This is a genomic window from Massilia glaciei, assembly GCF_003011895.2.
Lineage (GTDB): Bacteria > Pseudomonadota > Gammaproteobacteria > Burkholderiales > Burkholderiaceae_D > Telluria_A > Telluria_A glaciei.
In genome coordinates this window covers 1-520 of record NZ_PXWF02000051.1, presented here as the reverse complement: position 1 = coordinate 520, position 520 = coordinate 1, and the positions used below count along the sequence as shown (strand labels likewise).

1 protein-coding gene is annotated in these 520 nt (G+C 73.7%); it reads left to right on the top strand.

The features are described from left to right. Window positions 1-131: 131 nt before the first annotated feature. On the top strand, window positions 132-520 hold a 389-nt coding region (locus tag C7C56_RS04075), incomplete at its 3' end, for an efflux RND transporter permease subunit (RefSeq protein ID WP_181373015.1).

Sequence of the window (520 nt, the reverse complement as noted above, 5' to 3'; positions counted from 1 at the left end):
TGCGCCCGCTGCGGCGTCCCCGGCCCCGGCGGCGTCCGGCGAGGCCGCGCCAAGCGGGGAGCGCCCGCGCCGCCGGCGCGAAGAAGGGACGCCATGACCGCTGCACCTCCGGGCGCCTCGGAGCGGCGGCCATGAGCCCGTCGGCGCCGTTCATCCGGCGTCCGGTCGCCACCTCGCTGCTGATGCTGGCGATCGTGCTGGCCGGGCTGGTAGGATTCAAGTTCCTGCCCCTGTCGGCGCTGCCGCAGGTGGACTTTCCGACCATCCAGGTGCAGACGCTGTACCCGGGCGCCAGTCCCGAGGTCATGGCGCGCACGGTCACCGCGCCGCTCGAGCGCCAGCTCGGCCAGATGTCGGGCTTGCAGCGCATGAGTTCGAGCAGCGCCGCCGGGGTCTCGGTGGTCACGCTGCAGTTCGGCCTCGGCCACAAGATCGACATCGCCGAGCAGGAGGTGCAGGCCGCGATCAACGCCGGCGGCTCGCTGCTGCCGACCGACTTGCCGGCGCCGCCCATCTACGC